This window comes from Pseudomonas sp. LB3P58, assembly GCF_054897895.1.
The window spans coordinates 1,264,706-1,281,580 of record NZ_JBUBVE010000001.1 but is presented as its reverse complement, the minus strand read 5'-3'; the positions used below and the strand labels follow the sequence as shown (position 1 = coordinate 1,281,580).

Here is a 16,875-nt window from a genome sequence, read left to right as displayed (position 1 = left end):
TCACGTGTAACGCGCGGCGGCCTTACTTTTGGAAAGATTCGGCGCCAATACATGACGCGCCGCAACGAATGCATCCCAGTCGGCCGCATCCGGCAACGAAGGAATGGTGATCAACTCACCCTGGTCCAGACCCGACAACGCAGCATCGACCATATCATCGGCTTCCATGACCATATCCGCCGGAATTTGCGTTGCGTCGATACCGGAGCGCTCCCAGATCTCGGTGCGTGTTACGCCTGGCAACACGGCCTGCACCTTGACCCCGGTGCCCTCCAGTTCAGCGTTCAACGACTGCGTCAGACTTAGCACATAAGCCTTGCTGGCAGTGTAAGTTGCATTGAAGCGCTCGGGAAACAACGCCACCACTGACCCGATATTGATGATCGTCCCCCGACCCGCCTTGGCAAAACTGGCGGCCGCTGCCGATGCCAACCGCGTGACCGTTGTCACGTTCAGTTGAATCAAACGCTCCAGTTGATCCATGTCGGCATTGGCCAACAAACCATCCGCTGCAACACCGGCGTTGTTCAGCAACAGGCTGATACTCGAATCGTTGCGAAGACGCTGTTCAAGCTTCAGCACCTCATCCTTTTGCGTCAGATCCGCCTTGAGCACCTCGACCTGAACGCCATGCTCGGCGCGCAACTTGGTAGCCGCCACTTCCAGCCGCTCTTGATCACGGGCGACCAATAACAAATCAAAACCACGCGCCGCCAACCGCTCGGCGTAAATCGCACCGATACCGGAAGAAGCACCGGTGACGAGGGCCGTACCTTGGGACTGGACAGAGTTCATGACTGTGCTCCTGGGAGATGCCTAAGGGAAAGACAAGCGCCTGTGGCTCAGAACGCTTAGCGGAAACCAATTTATTATAGGCATAATCTCAGCTGTATATGATAGGCATAATTTTTCTCATATCGACGAAAGGCCCACCATCACAGCGTTCGCCAGAAAGCAAAAAGGCCGATCAATGACCGGCCCCTGGCGCTGACGTATAAGCTTAGTTCACCTCAAGCTTCTCGCGATTCTTATCCAGAATGGCTTTACCGATCCCCTTCACTTCGAGCAACTCGTCCACGGACGCAAACGGCCCATTACTCTCACGATAAGCAACAATCGCCTTGGCCTTGGCCTCGCCCACACCGGACAACTCGCGCTGAAGGGTTGGCGCATCGGCCTGATTCAGATCGACCTTGCCGGACTGTGCCTTGGGAGAAACTTCCAGCACCAAGGGTGCATTGCCAGCCTCGGGCTTGACCGTCGGCGCAGCAATGGCAGCAATAGAGGCGCTGGTGAGCAGGGCGAAAACCAGAGAGTAGAAATAGCCAGTACGCATAAATGAAGCTCCATGACATCGATTGAGAAAGCAGCTTTTCCGAAGCTGCCTTCCAAACTTAGGCGATGTCTGGAGCCTGTCAAAAATGTGTCCGTTACAGGATGTGAAACAATCAGGGTTCCAGGCGACGTTGCTGGTAGATCCAGTCGACTGTTACACCGTCTGAGCTGGAGCCGCTCACTGTTTCAAGAAGCAATTGGCGAAGTCTCAAGTAATCATCTTGAGACACAGAGCTGAGCAGCTCAATCAGCTTCACCTTCATGCCCCCCCTGAGTAGATACACGAGCGTATCCAATCCGCTGCCCTTCGTTTTTTCATGCCGAACCTCTCGCACAAATAATCGAAAGTAATTTACTGCACGCGACAGACTTATGCGACAGGTAGGCAATAATATCGACCAATCACGACCTGTCGCATAACTTAGGATATTTACAACACGTTAAGAAAGGCCTGAATGCTCCAGGCCCATCTACCATTGTTTTATTTATCTATAGTTATGGGGATTGTGTATTGGCTACAGCTATAAAACTCGTCATTGTGTACCCCCCCCATTCCTAGCGTGTAGGTTCCGTTTAGCATTGAAAGGTTAATTTGCGTATTGTAACCTGCCGCGTTAAGGCTGGTTTTTTTGAAGGCTGCCCCGACGTCATCCCGAGCTTGACCGTTCGTCGATATAAAAATTCTTTTACCGTTGACGTCAGTAAGCGTCACAAATGTTTTATCAAACAATGTGCCATCTTTGGTTGAGAGTGCGAGCCATCCATACACCTTCAAAAGCTCCATTGCATTAAAACTACGTTTAGATGTGGCTGGAGGAGCTCCGTTAATAGAATCAATTGAACCATCGCAAGCTATTTCTACACTTGTGTGAACATCCGGGATTGATGTTAACACATGATCATTTATGCTATTTTTAGTGTTTACTCCTGGAATGTGAATCTTCACCCATTTAGATTTGAATTTCGGATTAAAATAATTGGATGATTGTGACAAAAACATAACTGAATCAACAGCATCACCAGAAAGCTCAAAGTTATCCAGCAGCGGGGATACCCAAACTCCACTCTTTGAATTTATGATATTTAGTCTGTATTCGCGAATATTCCCTGAAATAAATTTATACCTGATCTTTAGAATGCTTCCACGGAACAGTAGGTTTTTTATGCGCCCGTAACTGGTAAGCTCAAAGTCTGGAATTATTTTAGTTACCCCATTCGCAGCTCTAGGCACCTTGTACCACTCACCAAAATTCATTATTTTTTCAGATATTGGCGATTCAGAATAAACGGCATACCCATCATTTTCTTCTAAAAGAATCAAGGGTACATTATTTTTACCTTTCGACACACTAACAGTATGATAATTCAGAAAAATAGAGCTTACTGTTAGAGGATCCTCGTTCAGTGAAAGTTTTTGATCAAAGCCATCAAACACATCGCAACTTTCAGACCCGCAAGTTATGCCTGACGTAAAAAGAATAAATTTTGGACGATCTGAAGACTCAAAGAATTTTTTATTCATCAAATCCAGCGCTGGCGTAAGTGTCATATAATTCTGAAATGACGGACGATGCTTGTAGTTTAATTTATTTGCAAAAGCATACTCATTATTATATGGATATACATCTACTGTTGATTTGCCAATTTTGCTTGTCAACTCCTCTTCAAGTTTAAAGTTGGCATATAAATTTTGCATCCTATCTTCATACCCAACGCTAAAATCTATGGCCGGAAGCAACGAATCTTTAGTTCGGGAGGAAGGGTAGATTTGATTAGCCGAAAGATAATACAGGCTAAAAATAGTTAGCGCAAAAAGTAGTCGGCCAAGCCTGTCTTTTTCAAAAATCATTACAAGAGATAGCGTGGCTGCTGGAATTATAAAGTACCCGATATAGTGATCCGTCCGACTAAATCCAAGTTTAAAAAACAGAAGCAATAAAACGTTTACAGTTAGCAGAAGTGATCTGCGCTTAAATAAAAGATACGTGTTAATAAAAACAACAACGAGAGCAACAGCAACAAAAGTGCTTTTTGAGCTAATAACATCCAGCGTCATATCTACCGAGTTACCAAAACTCAGGTTTTTATTAACCATCAAGTAACTAACCAGGCTGGCTTTGTCGTGAAATATTATCAAGCCAAAAAAAACATAGCTTACAATTAAACCTATAAAAAACAGAACCAATCTTAAAATTTTCTTTTCAGAAAACAAACGAATAAAGAAATAAGACCCAAATGCAGCCAGCCCAACGACGCCGTAGAAAAACCTCACATAGAATAAAAATCCAACCAGAACCCCAAGAGCAACCATAAGCCGTGAATTAACAGTTAGTGGGTTATCTTTTGAAAATTCAAAATAGGCGATGAGGGCGAATGGCAAAAGAAATAACGCTGTCGAAAACTCTAAACTACTTAAAAATATAAAATACGCCACGGCAAAAAATAAGTACGTGCGAGCCTTACAGATCAGCGTAAAAACAACTGACCAAAAACATGCATTTATAATGCTCAAAAATGTTATGGCACCCCAATACGTATAGATATTGTACTGCGATGATGTACCTCCAGCTAGCCAATAAAGCGGTCCATAACTAAACAGAAAGTCCTGCCCCCCATAGAACATCTGATTGGTTAGATTAACCCACTGCTCAACATTTCCACTTGAGAATGGCGTCGAATACATCTTTAATGAGGAAAACACAACAACAAATACAGCCGAGAAGGCAAGCACCTCTCCTTTGTACCGTTCAAACAAACAACTCAAATCAAAGCTTAAATAATATTTTTTTAAAAAATTAAAAAGATTAATCACTTGTCTAATTCCATTTTACTGTTGTAGCACCCAAGGCAACTCTTCAGCAGAATATTTAACACCGAAATATTACCATTCACACTACTGATCTTGGTCGGTACTTCGCCTTTTGGATAACGCCTGACTGTCGCCAATTCTATACAGCGATGACCCAGCTTCGGCGCTCGATAGGAAAGATAAGCCAGCAGTTCGTAAGTCATAAATACATCACGAAACGGTGCCACTTTCGGGTCTAGCAGCATTTTCCGGCTGTAAGCCCGAAAGCCTTGCGTGGTGTCAGTCCACTTGAATCCGGAGAAAAGGCTCAGCATCGGTGCATGGATAAAGCGAATCGCGAAGTCTCGCGATTTAGGGGTGTTCTCGGCCACGCCTCCCGCCACGAAGCGCGAGGCCTGCACAAAATCAACGCCCTGTTTCAACGCGTCAATAAAGCGCGGTATCGCCTCGGGATCATCCTTGTCGTTACCATCAATGGTCACGACCCCCTCATAACCTTGGTCGAGTGCAAAGGCATAAGCGCAACGAAGCTGGGCGCTGAGTTTTCCGGGGGCCGTCTTGACCAGCAACCCTCGTACGCCGACCAGTTGCAACGCTGGCAACTCCAGCGAGCCATCCGTGGTGCCGCCATCGACAATGATGATGTCGGCAATATCGGCAATCTTGAGCGCTGCCATTCTGGCCAGCAGACTCTTGATACGTTCTCCCTCGTTGATGACCGGGATCACCACGCACCAAGGGTGCTGACGGCCAAGCCAGAGTCGTGTGTCAAAGGAGGGTACTTGCCACGTTTCGCGGGCAACAGGAGCAATATCAGAAGAGGTCATCATGTTTACCATCAAGCCACGCGAGCTGTGATCAGCCCTACGCCGGCGATTACCAGTACGATCCCTGCCCCTGTCGTCCAGTGGAAGGATTCACGAAAAAATACGACCGAAAACAGGGCGACAGTCGCTACCGCTCCGGCGGTCAGAACCGGGTGTGCCACATTTAAAGGAAGGCGGGCCAACGCGGCGGCATAGAGTAAAAAGGCGCCACCATACAGCCCGAGGCCCAGCCAGAATGGCCAATTACTCAACGCGGCCAAGGGGTCGCTGAGGGAGGGAAACTTGCGCGGGGGCATCATTGCCATCTTCACCAGAACACTGGCGGAAGCATTGGAGAGAATGCCGAGAATGAGGATGAGCCACTTCATGCTCATACGCTCACCTCAACACCAGCCCTGCGGTAATGCTGCGTCGCCACCTGAAGGGCTCGTTCAATCGACACCACATGCGACTCATCCTTGGTCGCCACCATCTCGATGGAGACCACATGAGTGGGCAGGTACTGCGACAGGGCGGCAGCCATTTGTCCATGCTCAGTACCACCATCGCCCAAAGGCAACAGGTCGGGCTCGCTGGCATGCACATGCCCAATCAGCGCGGCACAGTCGTGCAAGACCACCAGAGCATTTTCGCGGTTAATCGTGAGCGCTCCGGTGTCTAGCTGCATCTGGATGGCTGGATGCGCAACACACTTCACCACCTGGGCGGTCTCCGCACTGCTGGTCATAAAATTAGCGCCGTAACAGGTGGGGTTGGGCTCAAGACAGATAGTCACCCCGCAAGCCTGAGCGATATCCCCTAACTGCCGGAAAAAAGGAATCGCCATGTCCAAAGCCTCTTGATCATTCAACCCACTGCGATCACGATTCTTCGGTGAGCCAAAGACCACCCGAGTCGCCCCCAGGCCAGCGCCGATACGGCATATCGCCGCCAAATGCGTTAGCAGGGCCGCCTGGCTTTCAGCGGAGCCAAAGACATTCAGCCCCGTGGTGCCGAACAACAGCGCCTGCATGCCGGTGATCTCAATCCCGCGCTCAGCCCACCAATCTTTGACTTGAGCAATATCGCCATTCGTAGCTTTGGCGGGTTCCGGAAAATACTTACCAGGTGCGATATCTATAGCATCAACCGCAAACCGCTGAAGCAGCGTAGCGACCGCTTCATCTTCGGCGGTGTCCCACGCAATATTGGAAATCGCCAACCTCATGCGCTCATCCCCGCATCGGCTTTAATCATGAGCGGCTCGGACTGCGCGTAGGCCCTAACCGCCAGGATCGTTTCGCGGGCGCTGTATTGATAGCCGCCCGACGCACCAAATACTTGGGCGTGCTTGGTCTGCAGGTCATAGGTCGCAGCGGGGCTGGCCAAGGTATGGGTGAAGGATTTACCGAAACCCTGTTGGGAAATGTCCTCCACACTAACGGGCTCTGCTGTGAGGTGAACCAATTTCAAACCGGCATTGAGTGCCGTTTTAATGTCATACCAAAGATTAACCATCGGGTAGAACTGGAACACCCCCCGGCTATCAATTGCCTGAAGGTTATTGTCATTCAGAAAATCGAAGATGACGTTCTTGCGCAGACCTGGGCCAACCAACCCTGGCAGACGAACAATCAGGTGGTTCGAGAAATGCTCTTCGACGAATGTCTCCAGCAATCGACGATGCAGACCATAGGCATGCAGGCCCGACTCATCAACAGGGGTGTCCTCGTCTACGCCTATGGGATTCTTAAAGACATCCACCGTACTGATCAAAATAAAGGTTTTGCACTGAATGGTTTTGAGGTGTGCGATCAGATCCTCAATTTTTTGTCGATCCGCTTCCGGCTCCCGGTTGGCGATCCACTTCTGTGCCGGAGCACCTGCACACACCACCGTATCAAATGATTGGTTATCGATATCGCCAATATTGGATGAGCGATAAAGCGATGTGAAGCGTTCCTGTTTAAGAAGGGTGCCGCCCACGTAACCTGAAAAACCAATAAGCGAATTAAACATTCACCTCTCCAAATGTAGATTTTTCTTGATCATCGATGCCGATAATGTTTTCAGCTTCAAGCGTTTCAAGAACGTCATAAATATTGTCAATTTTGCCGCCAAGCACCGAATAACAGCCTGGCAACTCTGCGTGCTTCTCGAAAAGGATCGGCCTTCCATCATCGCCTTCGTTCTTCACCAGAACGGTTTTAATCTCGAATAACGAGTCAATGTGTTTGGCTTTCAATACCTCAGGGATATAGCGTCCAACATCGCGTACCATCCGATCCACTCGAGTGTCTCGTTCGTAATGGCGGAGTTTTTCGTAGGGGTCGATCCCTTGTTGATCGTTCCAGTGCAGGTGCGGTGTATAGCGAACATGTGACAAGGTATGCAGTCCACGCGCCGGAAAGGGCATCATCGAAAAGAATGGGCCATCCATCACCGTGATACCCAAACTATTGAGTGATTCGGGCATCTGCATCAGGGCCATTTCCGTGATTTCTTGCTTGAGACCGGTACTAACACCGGGAAAATCGCCCTTGAACTGATTAAGGCCGCTATAGGTGCAGTTGAATACATAGCGAGAGGTGATTACTTCCTGGCCCCCCTGCTTCATCTCGGCCACAACCTGCAGCGGTGCCTGTGCCCCTTTCAAGATCGCGGTCACCCGTGTTTGGTAGTGGATCTGCACTCCACTTTCTTTGAGCTCGCGCTCTGCCCAGTTCGCGAGCTGTGTGGTGTCGAACGCATATTCTTCGACCAGGTACACATCTTCGATCAGACGGGGTTCAAATAAGGCCCGTAACGCGGGATCTGCTGGCTGGATATCCGCCCCAATTTCCCGACAAAAGCGTTCGAACTGTTTAGCTGTGACTTTCGAGTTTCGTCGGGCAATAGCGTAGAGCTTGGTGAAGTCTTGCTTCACAGCGAGCGGCCAGTCTCGTACAAATTTTGGTAGGTTTACCCTACTTCGATAAGCGGTCGTGAAACTGCGTGGGTAGTGATAGCCGTTATGCACACGCGCCTGATTGTTGTAAGAGGCACGCATGAGCAGCGCAGGCTCACGTTCAATCAGCAGGATGCGCTTAAGGCCACGTTGCTTGGCCAGATACACAGCGATAGCTGCACCGTAGAACCCACCCCCAATTATCACGGCATCCTGACTGGATTGGCTTGAATCGAGGCGCGACATCAGGAAACACGTTCAATGGTCGGGGTTTTCGCCTCGGCTGAATCTGACACTACTTCTTCGATGTTCAGTTTTTCAAGCCTGGTCATGCGGGCGCTGGTGAACTCTTGACCTACATGATAAAGCGGGCCTTCATTCGACAAACTGGCCATGTTCAGAATGTATTCGCCTAAGACCAGCAGAACGAGCGAGATCAGAAAAAACATGCCCGACTGTTGCAGCGAAAGGCTGATCCAGCCCGGCGCAACATCGGTTTCTAAAATGCCAACCGCTAGTACATAAACGCAGTACACCAGGTTGGCAACGGCACCAAACAGGGAGAGCGAGGTCACCAGACGCATCGGCGCACGCGTGGTCGAGACCAGCAAGCGCATTCCACGGTCGATGCTCTCCCCCAATCGCTTGGGCCGAGATGCCTGCGGCGCAGAGCTGTAGTTCAGATAAGCACGCGCGAATCCCCCCGTTGCAGGAAGGTGTCTATAGGTCATCGCCGGCTGTGGATGCTGCAGGATGAAATTGATCACCCGCTTGCTTAGAATGCGATATTGCGGCGCTTCCTTGGCCAGATGGACACCATTGAAGCGATTGTAGAGGCTATGAAACACGGCGTTAGCCCCACGATAAGCCAGGCTCTGCGCGGGCTTTTGCGCATTATTAGCAAACACCACATCAGCACCGCTGACCGCTTGATCGAGCATATGAGGGACAAAACTAATGTCATCGGCCAACGGATCGACAACGACAACGAAATCACCAAGCGCATTCTCCAGTCCAACCCACGAGGCGGTATCCGCATCCACCTCTTTGGTCAGGGCATACACCTGTAAATTGGCCAATCCGTTTTCAGCGGTCAGACGCTTCAACACTAAAATGCTGTCGTCATCCGAGGCGTTATCCACCACAATCAATTCATAATCACTGACGATGGCCGCAATGACAGCCGCCGCATCAGACAGAATTTTTTCGATGCTCGCTGACTGATTTCTTACCACAAACACGGCAGACAAAAAACAGGGAAAGAAGGGCATTTCTTTTACTCTTAATATGGATTACTCAAAGCTCCTGCTAAAACAACATTCCGAGCCATTCTGAGCAAAAAAATGCGCCCCCGATAAAGCAAGGGGCATGGTGAAGCTGCCAGCTTTATCTAACCTCGAAGAGGATGTAGTGGTCAACTAATCCCGGACAGGACGCTAAAAGGTATGCTGCACCGGTTTGCACCACCAGCTTGAAAACACCCAGGGAAAACTGGTGCGGGTCACTGCCGGAGAGATCCTCGACGTCGCAGTGGACATCCGTCGAGCTTTTCTAAGCGGCCCTAACACTTGACCGACACCACGCACATCAAATCAATTGTACTCAAGGCTCCAAGCGACGTTGCTGGTAGATCCAATCAACAATCTCACCGTCAGGGCTGTAACCGCTGACGGTCTCGCGTAGTAGTTGTCGGACGCGACTGTAATCATCATCGGAAACGGCGTCTAACAACTCTGTCAGTTTTTCTTTCAGCGTCTCCCAAGGCAGATAATCCTCGTTTGCTCGCATGATCATCGGATGCTGGGTTGACTCCACGTTATCGCCAATCAACAACTCTTCGTAGAGTTTTTCGCCAGGACGTAAACCACTGAATTCGATGGAGATATCACCATGCGGGTTTTTCTCGGTACGTACGCTCAATCCTGATAGATGGATCATTTTCTCGGCAAGCTCGACAATCTTCACCGGCTCGCCCATGTCCAGAACGAAAACGTCGCCCCCAAGTCCCATGGATCCAGCCTGAATCACCAATTGAGCTGCTTCCGGCACCGTCATGAAATACCGAGTGATCTTCGGATGTGTGACCGTCAACGGACCGCCGGCCTTGATCTGCTTATGAAACAACGGAATGACTGACCCTGAAGATCCCAATACATTACCGAATCGAACCATGGTGAAACGAGTCTTGTTGACGCGGGAAATGTTACCGCTATCTCCAAACATCACAGGTGCCAGTTCACGGCTAAGTGCCTGCAAAGTCATCTCGGCAAGACGTTTGGTGCTGCCCATGATATTGGTAGGACGCACTGCCTTATCTGTCGAAATAAGCACAAAGTTGGCAACACCAGCCTGCAAAGCAGCCTGTGCTGTGTTCAGCGTACCAATGACATTGTTGAGCACGCCTTCGGCAATATTATGTTCGACCATGGGAACATGTTTATATGCAGCGGCGTGGTAAATTGTTTCTATCTGCCAGGTTTTAATGACATCCAAAAGTCGGCTTTGGTTGCGAACAGACCCCAAAATCGGCAATAGGCGGACTGCTCGAGACTCGCGTTTAACACGCTGCTCTAATTCGCTCAAGATGCTATAGAGGTTAAACTCGCTGTGCTCAAACAAGATCAAAACAGTAGGAGAAAGCGACAGTATCTGCCGGCACAACTCCGAACCGATTGACCCCCCTGCCCCGGTTACCAAGATGGCTCGGCCGGTAATGCAGTGCTCCAAGAGTTCTTCTTGAGCAGGAACGATGTCACGGCCTAGCAAATCCGCGATATCCACTTCTTGCAGGTCATCCACCTTCACGCGCCCACTGGCCAGATCCATAAACCCCGGCACACTACGAACGTGAAGAGGGAAGCGCTCAAGATAGCCAAGGATTTCACGACGACGAGCCCGTGTACTCGAAGGTATTGCCAATAGAATCTCTTCCGCACCGGTAATATCAATCATCTTCTGGATGTCGGTCGGACCAAATACTTGCAGGCCTGCGATAACCCGATCGGCGATGCTGCTGTCGTCGTCTATAAACGCCACGGGGCGCATTACCTTCCCCATACGCAGTGCCGCCACCAGTTGATTACCTGCTGCCCCGGCCCCATAGACAGCGACTGTTGGGAGATTGTTGCTCAAGTTGGCAAAGGGCACGTGCTGCGCTGCAGAAAACCAATCCCCCATGAAGTAATGACGCATAAAAAGGCGTACGCCGCCAATCATGACCAGGCTGAGCCACCAGTAATTGAAAATGATCGAGCGCGGCACTACGGTCTGGTGATTGCTGTACCAATAAACTATCAAGGCAAGAACCAAAGACGACAGGCTAACCGCCTTGACAATTGCTATCAACGCATCATTGCCAAAATAGCGCATCACCGCACGGTACATTCCAAACCGAACAAATAACGGTATGGCGACTATCGGCGCACAAAGAAATAGCCAAAAATGCTGGGTAAATGGGTTGATCAACTCATCCACCCCCAATCGCACGACAAAAGCGCACCATAGGGCGACCCACACCGACACAACATCTACAAACACCTGCAGCACACGCTTTTGCAGTCTCGGTAAACTCAATAACGACTGGCGTATTTTATCCATGACTTTTGACACCTCTTACTGCAGCGAAACCGAAACCGAAATACAACGTCAACATCTCCCAGACTCAGAATTTAGTTCAAACTGACCTGACTCTTTGAGAGACAAATGACTCAACGTCTTTCGAGTTCACCAGCATGAAATCTTAACGCCAGGACGACCAACGGCGCATAGGCAATTACGAGTCCAACCACTCCGTCCAGACCTAGCAAGACGACGCACATAGCGATAGGTAAAAGCCAAAATAAATTAATCCCCCCCACCACCAGCGTGACTGGCAAATGTCGGCCAATCTCACGCGAAGCAAATTGATAAGCATGGCTGCGATGGGCCTCATAAACTTTATCGCCGCGCAATAAACGCCGCGCTAACGTCAACGTCGCATCTACAATAAAAACGCCAAGAAGGATCAACCAAGCCCACAGCAGCTGCGGCGCAGTCCATGCTGCTTGCAGCGAAAGCACAGCCAGAATGATCCCCAGGAAACCACTGCCTGCGTCCCCCATGAAAATGCTGGCAGGCGGAAAATTCCAATAAAGAAATCCTGCAACTGCCATTGCCAGCAGTAATGGCGCCCAGATGAGGTTCTCAAATCCGCCAAACCAATAGATCAAGCACGCCCCAGCGCAGACACAAATAGCCTCAACGCTGGCGATGCCGTCTATACCATCCATGAAATTATATAAATTTAGCATCCAGACCAAGTAAAAGGCTGCGACGACATACCCAAACCAGCCGAGGTCCAGAGTAACGCCCAATATGCTGATTGCAGGTAAACCACCAAGCCAGAACAACGCCCATGCTGCGGCACAGAAATGACCAAGCAATCGCCAACGAGCCGCGATATGGCCCTGGTCATCGAGAAAGCCCAGTATCGCGGTCCCGCCGCCAGCACCCAGAATCGCCCAGACCATATCCCACGAAAGCCCCGAGGTAGCAGCAAACAAAGGTACGGCTACCAAAAAGCTGACGACAATTGCCACGCCACCGCCGCGAGGAGTCGCAACAGAGTGCGAGCTGCGAGCATTAGGGATATCCATCAAGCTGCGTGCCAATGCATATCGCCGCAAAACCCAGGTCAGACACAGCGCCGCAAACGCTACTACCAGCGCCAGAAAAAACAAAAGGTCCATCTAACACCCCATCAACACATTTTTGCCAAGAACCATACCATCTCAGCCATTTTTATTTGCTTGAAACGCTTTGACCGTTTTAGCCAGCGCTTCGTCGACAGGTATCGGTGGCGCCCAACCCAGCAACTCTCGAGTTTTACTGATATCAACTTGTAGCGAACCACACAAACGTCGAGCTACGTCTCTGCGCCCGACGATTGCTGCGCCCAACTCAAGCAGCCACACAGGTACCGGTAATAAACGTGCAGGCCTACCCAGCGCGCCACTGATGCGAGAGAGCAACTCAGCAGTAGACAGATCCTCACCATCACTGACCATAAATGTTTGATTGGCAGCGGCCGGATGATCAAGACAGGTCACAATCAAATCTACCAAATTATCCAGTGCTACGAGGCTACGTTTGTTATGAACCGCCCCTAACGGGAGCGGAACCCCTTTACTTAGCCACTTCATCATGGTCTGGAAGTTAGCTTTCACTCCGGGCCCATAGACCAGCACCGGGCGAATGATAACAACCTCTAGACCCGTTTCCTTAGCCAACTGTTGCAGACCTTTCTCGGCCTCCATTTTGGATATTCCGTAAGGATCCGTCGGATTGGGATCATCATCCGCTGCATAAGGCACTCCCAGCTTCGTTCCCTCACCATTGACCTTGATCGAGCTGATAAAGATGAAACGCTTGACCCCAACGGCGACGGCCTGGCGCGCAAGGTTTAATGTCCCGTCGACGTTAACCTTTCGAAACTCTGACAATGGCTCGCTTGCGCGATCATCCATTACATGAACCCGGGCTGCACAATGTACGATCACCTGCACGCCCTGGAGGGGTATGTTGCCCATCAAGCCCTCATCCGACATCAAAACCGGCAAGACATTGATGGGTAGTTGGGCACCACGCGTCCGAACAAGACCCAACAGTTTCGTATCGCTTGACTCCACTAAACGCGTAAGAACACCTGAACCAACAAACCCGGTAGCGCCTGTAACTAGAACTGTTTTTGCCAAGCTCAAGACGTACGCTCCAATTTGGAATAGATATCCAGATGCTGCTTTACAATTTTGTCAATTGAAAACTCGCTCTCAGCCAACATCCGTCCTGCATGCCCCATCTGCTGACGCAGTTCAGAATCATTTAAAAGCGTTTCTATCGCATCAGCCAATGCGGACGCATTCCGGACAGGGACCAATAAACCAGTAATACCGGGCTCAATGGCGTCTCGACAGCCGGGCACATTAGTCGTCACTACCGCTCGGCCGCAGGCAGCAGCCTCCACAAGTACCTTCGGTAACCCTTCACGGTACGAGGGTAGAGTGACGATATGGGCATCGCCGAATAGTTTGGCGATATCCTTTCGAAAACCGAGTAATTCGATGAAGCCTTCCTGTCGCCAGGCCTCAAGCTCATCGACAGTTATAGTCGCGGGGTTTCCAAGGTCTGGATCGCCAACCAGTTGAAACCGAGCGCTCACCCCTCGCTGGCGTAGAATTCTAACGGCCTCAACAAACTCCAGGACTCCTTTGTCTCGAAGAAGCCGAGCGGCCAGACAAACAACCGGTGTGCCGCTAGGCTCTGGGAGCTCTGTATAGGAGGCCAAATCGACCCCGGATCCACGGATCACCTCAACCTTGACGGACTCCAAAGCGCCCATGCCAACTAGAACATCGCGATCGTCCGGGTTTTGAAATATGACCCGCAGATTTTTCTTCCCAAGCGCAAAGCGATACAAAGAGCTGATTATTCGGCGCAGTATCGTAGCCTTCAATCCCTTGGCCAGAAAAACAAAACCAAGGCCGGATACCGCCGCAACAACACCCTTGACGGGAGCCAACCTGGCCGCGATACCGCCATAGAGTACAGGCTTGATCGTCACCAAATGCAAAACATCGGGCTTGAGGCGCCAGAGCAATCGCCAAATCGATACCAGGGATACAATCTCACCCAAAATATTTTTCCCACTGCGCGATAGTGGCAATTCATGATGAACAAAACCCAAATCGCGCACCCGTTCCACCGCAGGCCCTGGCATCGAGGCTACATGTACCTCATAACCCGCTTTTTTCGCGCCTTGCGCGACAGGCAGGCGGTGCGAAAGAAAAAACGCCGCGTCATTCACAATGATTAGTAAGAGTGAGTTCATGCCTGCTCACTCAACCATGCCTGAAACATAAGCACATTCCACAAATGGTGCTGCCAATTCCGTCGACCTGATAAATGCTCGTCCCACATCTGACGAATAGGAGCAGGATGAAAGTAACCTTCCTGACGAAGCCGACCTGCGTCAATCAATGATTCAGCCCACTCACGTAAAGGCCCGCGTAGCCAGCTATCGAGTGGCACCCCGAAGCCCTGCTTCGGACGCTCTATCAACTCCTTCGGAACATGACGATACAAGACCTCCCGCAGAAGCCACTTACCTTGCCCATTGCGAATCTTGAAATCGAGTGGCATACGCCACGCCAGCTCGACGACGCGGTGATCGATCATAGGCACGCGCGTTTCAATAGATGCGGCCATCGCGGCACGGTCAACCTTAACCAAAATATCATCGGTCATGTATGTCTGAGTATCCATGGCCATCATCCAGTGTTCAAAACTGTCCGTCTTGGGCCAGGCCGATGGATCTGTAAGCAACGTTTGTGGCTCGATCGCTCCAATGACAATACTGGCAGGGTCTTTCCAGTGACTAGTCAATTGGTGGAAGAAGGCATGATCATCTGAAAGGGCAAGTACATCCGCCAGTTTTTGCGCCTTGTCACCAGGAGCCGCGATATGTAACCGCTTCGGTAAGATGGGACTGATCCGCTTGTACAAACTGTCCCACGTCGATGGTGAAAGTGAGCGCAGCACGTGAGCTGCCGCATGGCGAGCAGGTTTCGGCAATCGCCCCATCTGCTCCCAGACTTTTCGTGCAGTCAAATAACGATTGTAGCCACCGAACAGCTCGTCACCGCCGTCACCGCTAAGCACGACTTTCACTTGCTGGCTGGCCATCTGACTTACCAAAAAAGTCACCATTTGGGAGCTGTCGGCGAATGGCTCGCAGTACATCGTCGGCAATCGAGGAATCACTTCAAGAGCGTCCTCTGGGCGCACATACAATTCGGTATGCTGCGTACCAAGATGACGAGCAACCTCCTTCGCATGCACAGCCTCGTCGTAACCGTGCTCGTCGAAACCAATTGTAAATGTGCGAACCGGCTGCTTGCTTTGCACCTGCATCAACGCAACTACAGCACTGCTATCCACGCCACCGCTCAAGAATGCCCCTAGCGGCACATCAGCCAACATTTGCTCGCCAATACTGCTGCGAAGCTCCTGCTCAAGAAGGTCTGCAGCCTCAGCTGCGCTTCCTGTAAATGGATTGGCCTGACCTTTTTGCACCGCTGTATTCATTTGCCAATAAGCTTGAGGCTGAGCTTTTTTGGCTGCATCGATGTTACCCAAAGGCAACGTAACATAGTGGCCGGGCGAGAGCTTTGAGATACCCTTATAAATACTGTAAGGGGCAGGTATATAGCTATGTCGCAGTAATAAAGCCAAAGAATTTCGATCAACTTCCGCTTTAAACTCAGGATCTCGTTTAAGCGCCTTGAGTTCTGAGCCGAACAGCAGCGTTTCGCCCTGCCAACCATAATAAAGTGGCTTCTCTCCCATACGATCTCGTGCAAGGGTAAGCAACTGTTTCTCGCGATCCCACAATGCGATGGCAAACATTCCGACAGTAGCTTCAAGCGTGCGTTCTATACCCCACGCAGCAAAACAAGCCAAAAGAATTTCGGTATCGGCATGTCCACGCCAGGCAGGGGCCTTACCTTCAGCCATCAGCATTTCACGTAACTTCAAATGGTTATAGATTTCTCCATTGAAGACGATGGTATAGCGCTCACAAGCTGAATGCATGGGCTGGTGACCTGCCGGCGTCAAATCCAAAATCGACAGACGACGGTGGCCCAAGGCCAACCCAATGCGTTCATCCAACCAACTTCCTGAGTCATCAGGACCTCGATGAATGAGTGCGTTATTCATGCTGGTGATTATATTTTGCAATTCGGGTTTTCGGTTGCAACTAAAAACACCAGTCAAACCACACATCACCGAGACTCCTTATTCAAATGAACATACTCCGCCCACAACAACTATTACTGACTCGAAACGTATGCAACGATTGAAACGCTCCCCAACCTCAAACGAATGAAGCTCGGGTCGCCTGTCTCAATCCCGGTTACGTTCAGCCCCTTGTTACCAAGAAC

The 16,875-nt window shown here is 50.3% G+C and carries 14 protein-coding genes and 1 pseudogene; 1 reads left to right on the top strand and 14 read right to left on the bottom strand.

All coding sequences use genetic code 11. The features are described 5' to 3' along the window. The 9 genes from ACYZTZ_RS05985 to ACYZTZ_RS05945 all read right to left on the bottom strand — a co-directional run bounded on the left by ACYZTZ_RS05985 (position 1) and on the right by ACYZTZ_RS05945 (position 9,168). Positions 1-795, bottom strand: a complete 795-nt coding sequence (locus tag ACYZTZ_RS05985; RefSeq protein ID WP_461997522.1) for an SDR family NAD(P)-dependent oxidoreductase — start codon at positions 793-795, stop codon at positions 1-3. A gap of 205 nt (positions 796-1,000) precedes the next feature. Then, a complete protein-coding gene (locus ACYZTZ_RS05980; protein ID WP_123364664.1) occupies positions 1,001-1,336 on the bottom strand; it encodes a ComEA family DNA-binding protein in 336 nt (111 codons plus the stop codon). A gap of 480 nt (positions 1,337-1,816) precedes the next feature. Next, positions 1,817-4,147 (bottom strand): hypothetical protein, encoded by a 2,331-nt coding sequence (locus ACYZTZ_RS05975; RefSeq protein ID WP_461997521.1) that lies wholly within the window; start codon positions 4,145-4,147, stop codon positions 1,817-1,819. Further along, on the bottom strand, positions 4,144-4,983 hold the full coding sequence (locus ACYZTZ_RS05970; protein ID WP_461997520.1) for a glycosyltransferase family 2 protein: 840 nt from the start codon (positions 4,981-4,983) through the stop codon (positions 4,144-4,146). The genes ACYZTZ_RS05975 and ACYZTZ_RS05970 overlap by 4 nt, the downstream gene beginning before the upstream one ends. Then, the gene (locus tag ACYZTZ_RS05965; RefSeq protein WP_462000646.1) at positions 4,983-5,339 is read right to left on the bottom strand and encodes an EamA family transporter; all 357 of its coding nucleotides are present in this window, start codon (positions 5,337-5,339) and stop codon (positions 4,983-4,985) included. Before ACYZTZ_RS05965 ends, ACYZTZ_RS05970 begins: the two co-directional genes overlap by 1 nt. Positions 5,340-5,341: 2 nt before the next feature. Then, positions 5,342-6,178, bottom strand: a complete 837-nt coding sequence (locus ACYZTZ_RS05960) for a sugar phosphate isomerase/epimerase family protein (RefSeq protein WP_461997519.1) — start codon at positions 6,176-6,178, stop codon at positions 5,342-5,344. After that, on the bottom strand, positions 6,175-6,969 hold the full coding sequence (locus ACYZTZ_RS05955; protein ID WP_461997518.1) for an NAD-dependent epimerase/dehydratase family protein: 795 nt from the start codon (positions 6,967-6,969) through the stop codon (positions 6,175-6,177). The genes ACYZTZ_RS05960 and ACYZTZ_RS05955 overlap by 4 nt, the downstream gene beginning before the upstream one ends. After that, on the bottom strand, positions 6,962-8,143 hold the full coding sequence (locus ACYZTZ_RS05950; RefSeq protein ID WP_461997517.1) for an NAD(P)/FAD-dependent oxidoreductase: 1,182 nt from the start codon (positions 8,141-8,143) through the stop codon (positions 6,962-6,964). Before ACYZTZ_RS05950 ends, ACYZTZ_RS05955 begins: the two co-directional genes overlap by 8 nt. Continuing rightward, on the bottom strand, positions 8,143-9,168 hold the full coding sequence (locus tag ACYZTZ_RS05945; protein WP_461997516.1) for a glycosyltransferase: 1,026 nt from the start codon (positions 9,166-9,168) through the stop codon (positions 8,143-8,145). Before ACYZTZ_RS05945 ends, ACYZTZ_RS05950 begins: the two co-directional genes overlap by 1 nt. Before the next feature lie 184 nt (positions 9,169-9,352). On the opposite strand from ACYZTZ_RS05945, the pseudogene ACYZTZ_RS05940 reads away from it, so the two are divergent. Next, positions 9,353-9,445 (top strand): annotated as a pseudogene (locus ACYZTZ_RS05940) (dTDP-4-dehydrorhamnose 3,5-epimerase family protein); the annotation flags it as partial. A 54-nt stretch (positions 9,446-9,499) separates the two neighbouring features. On the opposite strand, the gene ACYZTZ_RS05935 reads toward ACYZTZ_RS05940, so the two are convergent. From ACYZTZ_RS05935 to asnB, 5 genes are all read right to left on the bottom strand, one after another. Continuing rightward, positions 9,500-11,494, bottom strand: coding sequence for a polysaccharide biosynthesis protein (locus ACYZTZ_RS05935; RefSeq protein ID WP_461997515.1), 1,995 nt, complete (start codon positions 11,492-11,494; stop codon positions 9,500-9,502). Between the two features lie 110 nt (positions 11,495-11,604). Beyond that, a complete protein-coding gene (locus ACYZTZ_RS05930) occupies positions 11,605-12,624 on the bottom strand; it encodes an MraY family glycosyltransferase (RefSeq protein ID WP_461997514.1) in 1,020 nt (339 codons plus the stop codon). Between the two features lie 42 nt (positions 12,625-12,666). Beyond that, entirely contained in the window at positions 12,667-13,629 is a 963-nt protein-coding gene (locus tag ACYZTZ_RS05925) for a UDP-glucose 4-epimerase family protein (protein WP_462000645.1), read from the bottom strand. Between the two features lie 2 nt (positions 13,630-13,631). Then, positions 13,632-14,762, bottom strand: a complete 1,131-nt coding sequence (locus ACYZTZ_RS05920; protein ID WP_461997513.1) for a glycosyltransferase family 4 protein — start codon at positions 14,760-14,762, stop codon at positions 13,632-13,634. Next, positions 14,759-16,717: an asparagine synthase (glutamine-hydrolyzing) gene (gene asnB / locus ACYZTZ_RS05915; RefSeq protein ID WP_461997512.1), complete on the bottom strand. Its 1,959-nt coding sequence runs from the start codon at positions 16,715-16,717 to the stop codon at positions 14,759-14,761. The genes ACYZTZ_RS05920 and asnB overlap by 4 nt, the downstream gene beginning before the upstream one ends. Positions 16,718-16,875: the final 158 nt, after the last annotated feature.

What these genes read in the sequence shown, in the direction of transcription:
- ACYZTZ_RS05985 (WP_461997522.1), bottom strand. Translation starts at nt 795, where the DNA reads ATGAACTCTGTCCAGTCCCAAGGTACGGCCCTCGTCACCGGTGCTTCT.
- ACYZTZ_RS05980 (WP_123364664.1), bottom strand. Translation starts at nt 1,336, where the DNA reads ATGCGTACTGGCTATTTCTACTCTCTGGTTTTCGCCCTGCTCACCAGC.
- ACYZTZ_RS05970 (WP_461997520.1), bottom strand. Translation starts at nt 4,983, where the DNA reads ATGGTAAACATGATGACCTCTTCTGATATTGCTCCTGTTGCCCGCGAA.
- ACYZTZ_RS05965 (WP_462000646.1), bottom strand. Translation starts at nt 5,339, where the DNA reads ATGAAGTGGCTCATCCTCATTCTCGGCATTCTCTCCAATGCTTCCGCC.
- ACYZTZ_RS05960 (WP_461997519.1), bottom strand. Translation starts at nt 6,178, where the DNA reads ATGAGGTTGGCGATTTCCAATATTGCGTGGGACACCGCCGAAGATGAA.
- ACYZTZ_RS05955 (WP_461997518.1), bottom strand. Translation starts at nt 6,969, where the DNA reads ATGTTTAATTCGCTTATTGGTTTTTCAGGTTACGTGGGCGGCACCCTT.
- ACYZTZ_RS05950 (WP_461997517.1), bottom strand. Translation starts at nt 8,143, where the DNA reads ATGTCGCGCCTCGATTCAAGCCAATCCAGTCAGGATGCCGTGATAATT.
- ACYZTZ_RS05945 (WP_461997516.1), bottom strand. Translation starts at nt 9,168, where the DNA reads ATGCCCTTCTTTCCCTGTTTTTTGTCTGCCGTGTTTGTGGTAAGAAAT.
- ACYZTZ_RS05935 (WP_461997515.1), bottom strand. Translation starts at nt 11,494, where the DNA reads ATGGATAAAATACGCCAGTCGTTATTGAGTTTACCGAGACTGCAAAAG.
- ACYZTZ_RS05930 (WP_461997514.1), bottom strand. Translation starts at nt 12,624, where the DNA reads ATGGACCTTTTGTTTTTTCTGGCGCTGGTAGTAGCGTTTGCGGCGCTG.
- ACYZTZ_RS05920 (WP_461997513.1), bottom strand. Translation starts at nt 14,762, where the DNA reads ATGAACTCACTCTTACTAATCATTGTGAATGACGCGGCGTTTTTTCTT.
- asnB (WP_461997512.1), bottom strand. Translation starts at nt 16,717, where the DNA reads ATGTGTGGTTTGACTGGTGTTTTTAGTTGCAACCGAAAACCCGAATTG.